The sequence below is a fragment of the Roseomonas rosulenta genome, assembly GCF_016106005.1.
In the GTDB taxonomy this organism is placed as follows: Bacteria; Pseudomonadota; Alphaproteobacteria; order Acetobacterales; family Acetobacteraceae; genus Neoroseomonas; species Neoroseomonas rosulenta.
This window is the reverse complement of the sequence record NZ_JACADR010000282.1, coordinates 1-5,677: the sequence shown is the minus strand read 5'-3', so window position 1 is coordinate 5,677 and position 5,677 is coordinate 1. Positions and strand designations below refer to the sequence as shown.

Here is a 5,677-nt window from a genome sequence, read left to right as displayed (position 1 = left end):
CTGCTCGGCATCGCGCCGCTGCTGGCGCGCCGCCCGGGGCGGCTCTCGGGCGGCGAACGCCAGCGCGTCGCGCTCGGCCGGGCGCTGCTGTCGCGCCCGCGCCTGCTGCTGATGGACGAGCCGCTGGCCGCGCTCGACGCCGCACGGCGCAATGAGGTGCTGCCCTTCCTCGCGCGGCTGCGCGACGTGGCGCGCATCCCGATCCTCTACGTCACACATGCGCTGGACGAGGTGGACGCGCTCGCGGACCGGCTCGTGCTGCTCGACGCCGGCCGCGTCCTGGCCGAGGGCACCGTGGAGGCGCTGACCGCGCGCACCGACCTGCCTTTGGCGGCGCGGCGCGATGCCGGCGTGCTGATGGCCTGCACCGTCCGCTCCGCGACGGACGGCCTTGCGACACTGGATTTCGACGGCGGCGTGCTCGTCACCATCGCGCGCCCCGGTCCGCCCGGCGCGCGGCTGCGCGTGCGGCTGCGCGCCCGCGACGTGGCGGTGGCGATCGAGGAACCGCGCGGCATCTCGACGCAGAACATCCTCCCGGTGACGCTCGCCGCCATCGATGAAGGGAGCGAGCCGGGCGAGGTGTTCCTGCGCCTGGCGGCGGGGCCGACGACACTGCTCGCCCGGGTCACGCGCGACAGCGTGGCGCGGCTCGCGCTGCGCCCCGGCCTGCCGCTCTGGGCGCTGGTCAAGGCGGTCACCTTTGACCACCGCGCGGCGGGCGCGGCCGACGAGACGCCGCCCCCCCCCGCCCACCCGCTGCCGCGCATCGAGGAGACGCTGCCATGGCCCGGGTGACACGACGCGCGGGGAGGAATGCTGGCCCGGCGTGCGCCCGCGCGGCCCTGGCGGTCGCCAGGGCCGCGCGGTCACGCCCGGTGTGGGGCAGCACGGCCAGGGTCGGCCGGCGCGCCCGCAAGCCTGAGGGATCAGCACCATGAGCGCCACGCGGCGGATCGGCTCGGGACCGGCCGAAGTCTGCTCGCTCAGCCTTCGGATCGACCTGCCATCCGGGCGGATCGGCCCCGGCAAGATCCACCTGCTGGAGGCGATCGACCGCGAGGGCTCCATCTCCGCCGCGGGCCGCGCCCTGGGCATGAGCTACAAGCGCGCCTGGGACCTCGTGGACGCGCTCAACCGCCAGGCCGGCACGCCGGTGGTGGTGGCGAGCACGGGTGGATATCGCGGCGGCGGCGCGATGCTGACCGACGCTGGTCGCAACCTGGTGGCGGACTACCGCGCCATCGAGCGGGCGGCGAGCCGGGCGGCGGAGCCGCGGCTCGCCGCGCTTCTGCGGCGCATGGGCGGCTGAGCTTCTCCGCCGGGCTGCCAGGCCGTGCCGCGCCGGAGCGGGCGCAGCGGCGCCTGGCCGACGGCCCCGTGCCTGCGCACAACCTCGGCCTCTCCGTGTGCGTCAAGCGCGCATGCGCGCCCGCAAGGTGACCTTCCCCGCGGGGCGCGCGGCGCATGGCACAGGACGTTCAGGTCCGCGGATCGGCCGGAGGACCTGGCAGGGGCGACAGGCACGCGGCGAGCTCCGTCCCGTCCAGGACCTCCAGGAAGACCTCCTGCGCGCGGCGCAGCGCACCGGCGAGACGGTAACCGGGGGAGAAGCAGCAGGCCCCGCTATCGGCGCGGAAGCACTCGACGAGCGCCTGACCCGCTTCGACCCGCTGCACCACCGCACCGATGGGGAAGTCGTCCAGCAAGCGGGCCAATGTGGCGCCGCCGCACGCACCGCGCTGGGTGCGCACAGGCCGGACGCCGCCAGGTCCTGTACGATCTTCTGCTCGTGGTTGCGCGGCACGCCGATGCCCGCCGAGAGTTCCTCGGTCGATTGCCGGCGCGCCGGCTTCTCGCCCAGCGTCAGGAGGATCCGCAGCGCGATGTCGGCCGAGGCGAGCAGGCGCATCCACGCGCTTCCTGCGCGGCAAAGCGGACGGAATGGATTCGCGGTGGTCATGACGGCGGCCCTGCGAGCCATGCGGCCACTAGGTCCACGTGCAGGAACCCGATCAGCGGCAGCGTGTTCAGCGCCCAGGCTACGGTCAGCGCGCGGGCGACCTGCCCCCGGGTGGGCACCCGGCCGTGGGCAGATCCCTACCTGTGGCCGCAATATCCTTCGCCAACCCGGCCGACGCGGCCTATGAAAACAGCGGCCGGACCATCCACGTCATCGCGGGGCGCGACGCTCGCGCCTCGACGGCCGCATGGTCGACGGCACCGCTCATGGACAGGGAGCAAGCCCCGGCATGGCCAGCGAAGCGGAACACGGCTCGGCGCAAACGCCCCGGGGTCAGCCGGCGCCAGGCCTGCCGGCCGGCCTGCTCCATCGCCGGGCCGACCTCTCCCTCCTCGGTTTCGCGACCTCCGCCGATCTCGAGCCGCTGCATGGGCTCGAGGCGCAGGGGCGTGCCGATGCGGCGATCCGGCTCGGCACGGGCATTGCCGCGCGCGGCTTCAACATCTTTGCCATCGGCCCGGGCGGCGCGCGCATCTCCGAGGCGATCCGGCCGCTGCTGCACGACGCCGCGAGCCGCCGGCCCGCACCCAGCGACTGGGTCTACGTGAACAACTTCGCCGCGCCGCACCAGCCGGTCGCCATCGCTCTGCCGCCCGGCCGCGCACCCGCGCTGGACGCCGCGGCGGCGGAGATGATCGACGACCTGCGCGCCACCCTGCCCACCCTGTTCGAGAGCGAGGAGTTCCAGCGCCGGCGTAGCGCCGTCGAGGCGCGCTTCCACGGCGAGGCCGAGCGCGCCTTCGAGAGCCTCGGAGAGAAGGCCAACGCGCTCGGCGTCGCGATCATCCGCACGCCGATGGGCTTCGCGGTGGCGCCGCTGAAGGACGGCAAGGTGGTGCCCCCGGAGGAGTTCAACGCCTGGCCTGCCGAACGGCAGCAGGAGGTGCGCGGCGTCGTCGAGCAGATCGAGAAGGAGCTGGAGGCCACGCTGCGCGCGGTGCCGCGTATCGAGAAGGGGCGGCGCGACGCGGTGCGCGCGCTGCAGCGCGAGACCGCGATGGTGGTGATCGATCAGGCGGTGGCCGAGGCCTCCGCCCCCTTCGCCGACCTGCCGCCGGTCGCCGCGCATTTCGCCGCGATGCGCGACGACCTTCTGGAGAACTTCGCGTTGTTCCTGGACGGGGAGGACGGCAAGCCCGAGCCCCTGCTGACAAGCCTGAGGATGGGCTATCCCTTCGACCGCTACGACGTCAACGTGCTGGTGACACGGCCGGAGGGCCAGGAGGGCGCGCCTGTCGTCGAGGAACTCCACCCGACGCTCGCCAACCTGGTGGGGCGCATCGAGCATCTGCCCGTCCAGGGCGCGCTGGTCACGAATTTCCGCATGGTGCGCTCCGGCGCCCTGCACCGTGCCAATGGCGGCACGCTGGTGATCGACGCGCGCGCCCTGCTGGCCGAGCCGTTCAGCTGGTCCGCGCTGAAGCGGGCCCTGACGCGGGGCCGCATCGAGATCGAGGACATCGCCCGCTTTGTCGGGATGAGCAGTACCGTCTCGCTGGAGCCCGAACCGGTTCCGCTCGACTGCAAGGTCGTGCTGGTGGGCGACCGGCTGATCCACTACCTCCTTGCCGCCTTCGATCCGGAACTGGAGCACCACTTCAAGGTACTGGCCGATTTCGACGACGCCATCCCGCGATCGCCGGAGAGCGAGGCCCTGCTTGCGCGCCTGGTCGCCACGCTCGCCCGACGGGAGGGGCTGCCCCCGCTCGAGCGCGACGCCGTCGGGCGCGTCGTCGAGCAGGCCGCGCGCCTCGCCGAGGATTCGGCAAGGCTCACCCTGCTGCACGAGGCGCTGCGCGACCTCATGGTCGAAGGCGCGCATCTCGCGACGCTCGCCGGCCGCGATGTCGTACTGTGCGACGACATCGAGCAGGCGATCGCCGCGCAGCGCCACCGCGGCGCGCGCCTGCGCGAGCTCGCACAGGAGGCGATCCACCGCGGCATCGCGTTGATCGACACCTCCGGCAGCCGCATCGGCCAGGTGAACGGGCTGAGCGTCCTGGCGCTCGGTAGCCAGGGCTTCGGGCGCCCGAGCCGGATCACCGCCCGGGTGCGGCCTGGAAGCGGGCGCATCATCGACATCGAGCGCGAGGTCGAGCTCGGCGGACCCGTGCATTCCAAGGGCGTGCTCATCCTCGCGGGCTTCCTCGCCGGGCGCTATGCGCTCGATGCGCCCATCGCGCTGCATGCCAGCCTGGTGTTCGAGCAATCCTATGGCGGGGTGGAGGGCGACAGCGCCTCGGCGGCAGAACTCGTCGCGCTGCTCTCCGCACTCTCGGAACTGCCGGTGCGGCAGGATCTCGCGATCACCGGATCGATCAACCAGCATGGCGACATCCAGCCCATCGGTGGCGTCAACGACAAGATCGAGGGCTTCTTCGAGGTCTGCGCCGCACGCGGCCTGACCGGCAGCCAGGGCGTGCTGATCCCGGAATCGAACGTGCAGCACCTGATGCTGGACCGCGAGGTGGTCGCGGCCTGCGAGGCCGGCCGCTTCGCCGTTCATGCGGTGCGCGGGATTGACGAGGCTGCGGCGCTGCTGCTGGGGCGGGATGCCGGGGTGCGCGGGCCGGATGGCGCGTTTCCCGAAGGCAGCATCAACGCTCTGGTCGAGCGCCGGCTCGCCGCCTTCGCGGAGCAGCGGCGCGCCATGCTCGGCGGCGAGAGCGAGCGCCGCGAGGACCACCGATGAACGCCGCACCCGGGGGCGCGGTGCGGCGGGCGCGACTGCTGCTCGACCTCTGCCACATCGCTCACGACCAGGACGCGATCGCCACGGCGGCGGAGCTGGCGCGCCTGCTCGAGCGCGACCTGCTCGGCATCTATGTCGAGGACGAGGCAGTGCAGCACCTGGCGAGCCTGCCCTTCGCACGCGAGTTGCGGCTGCCATCGGGGGCCTGGGCGGCGCTGGACCCGGCGCAGCTCGATCAGGAGTTCCGCAGCGCGGCGGAGCGGCTGCGGGCGATGCTGCGCCAGCAGGCCTCCCGCTTCGACGTGCGAAGCGAATTCCAGACGGTGCGCGCGGACCCGGCGCGCTACGTTGCGGGGATCTCAGGCGGCGCGGACGTGGTGGTGCTCGCCGTCCCGCGCGAGGCCTCGGCGCGCGCCGTCGGCAGCTTCGCCGCAGCCTGGCATGCGGCGATCGAGTCGCCAGCGACGACGCTGCTACTGCCGTCGCGGCTGGCACGGCGGCGCGGCCCGGTTGCTGCGGTGCTGGGCGCCGGCGCCGAGCAGCGAGCCCGCGCGGCGGCCTCGCTCGCCGCGGCGACCGGAGAGAATGTGGTCGCGCTGGTGCAGGATGCAGAAGCGGCCGACGGGTCGCTCGGCGAGGCGGGCCGCTCCGCCGGCCGCGCGGAGCATCGGCTCTCGGTGCGCAGGCTTGGCGAGCCCAGCGTCGAGGCGCTGCTGCGCGCGCTCAGCGGCGTGGGCGAGCGGCTGCTGATGCTGGATCGCCGCTTCGTCAGCGATGTGGAGTGGCAGGCGGCGATGAAGCTGTCCGAGGCGCTCGGCGTGCCGCTGCTGTTCGACTAGATGTTTGGTCCCGGGCTTTGGTGGTGCAGTCTTCTCCCTGGCATGGAGGGATGCGCTATGGGGCAGGTTCTTCACGGCTGCGCCCGCACGACAGAGGCGGTCCGTCGCGCGATCCAGCATAGT

At 73.3% G+C, this 5,677-nt stretch carries 5 protein-coding genes; 4 read left to right on the top strand and 1 reads right to left on the bottom strand.

Going from position 1 to position 5,677, the window contains the following annotated elements:
* Together HW578_RS22115 and HW578_RS22110 are read left to right on the top strand one after the other, a co-directional pair.
* Positions 1-798 (top strand): TOBE domain-containing protein (locus HW578_RS22115; protein WP_198372878.1); only part of this gene is annotated, 798 nt, incomplete at its 5' end.
* A gap of 139 nt (positions 799-937) precedes the next feature.
* Complete coding sequence (locus tag HW578_RS22110) at positions 938-1,312, top strand: winged helix-turn-helix domain-containing protein (RefSeq protein WP_198372877.1); 375 nt, start codon at positions 938-940, stop codon at positions 1,310-1,312.
* A 169-nt stretch (positions 1,313-1,481) separates the two neighbouring features.
* Here HW578_RS22110 and HW578_RS27975 read toward each other — a convergent pair whose 3' ends face one another.
* On the bottom strand, positions 1,482-1,754 hold the full coding sequence (locus HW578_RS27975) for an Rrf2 family transcriptional regulator (RefSeq protein WP_408906262.1): 273 nt from the start codon (positions 1,752-1,754) through the stop codon (positions 1,482-1,484).
* A gap of 498 nt (positions 1,755-2,252) precedes the next feature.
* Between HW578_RS27975 and HW578_RS22100 the strand changes: the two genes are divergently transcribed.
* Positions 2,253-4,715, top strand: a complete 2,463-nt coding sequence (locus tag HW578_RS22100) for a Lon protease family protein (RefSeq protein WP_198372875.1) — start codon at positions 2,253-2,255, stop codon at positions 4,713-4,715.
* The gene (locus HW578_RS22095) at positions 4,712-5,554 is read left to right on the top strand and encodes a hypothetical protein (protein WP_198372874.1); all 843 of its coding nucleotides are present in this window, start codon (positions 4,712-4,714) and stop codon (positions 5,552-5,554) included. The genes HW578_RS22100 and HW578_RS22095 overlap by 4 nt, the downstream gene beginning before the upstream one ends.
* The last annotated feature ends 123 nt before the right edge of the window (positions 5,555-5,677 follow it).

What these genes read in the sequence shown, in the direction of transcription:
- HW578_RS22110 (WP_198372877.1), top strand. Translation starts at nt 938, where the DNA reads ATGAGCGCCACGCGGCGGATCGGCTCGGGACCGGCCGAAGTCTGCTCG.
- HW578_RS22095 (WP_198372874.1), top strand. Translation starts at nt 4,712, where the DNA reads ATGAACGCCGCACCCGGGGGCGCGGTGCGGCGGGCGCGACTGCTGCTC.
- HW578_RS22100 (WP_198372875.1), top strand. Translation starts at nt 2,253, where the DNA reads ATGGCCAGCGAAGCGGAACACGGCTCGGCGCAAACGCCCCGGGGTCAG.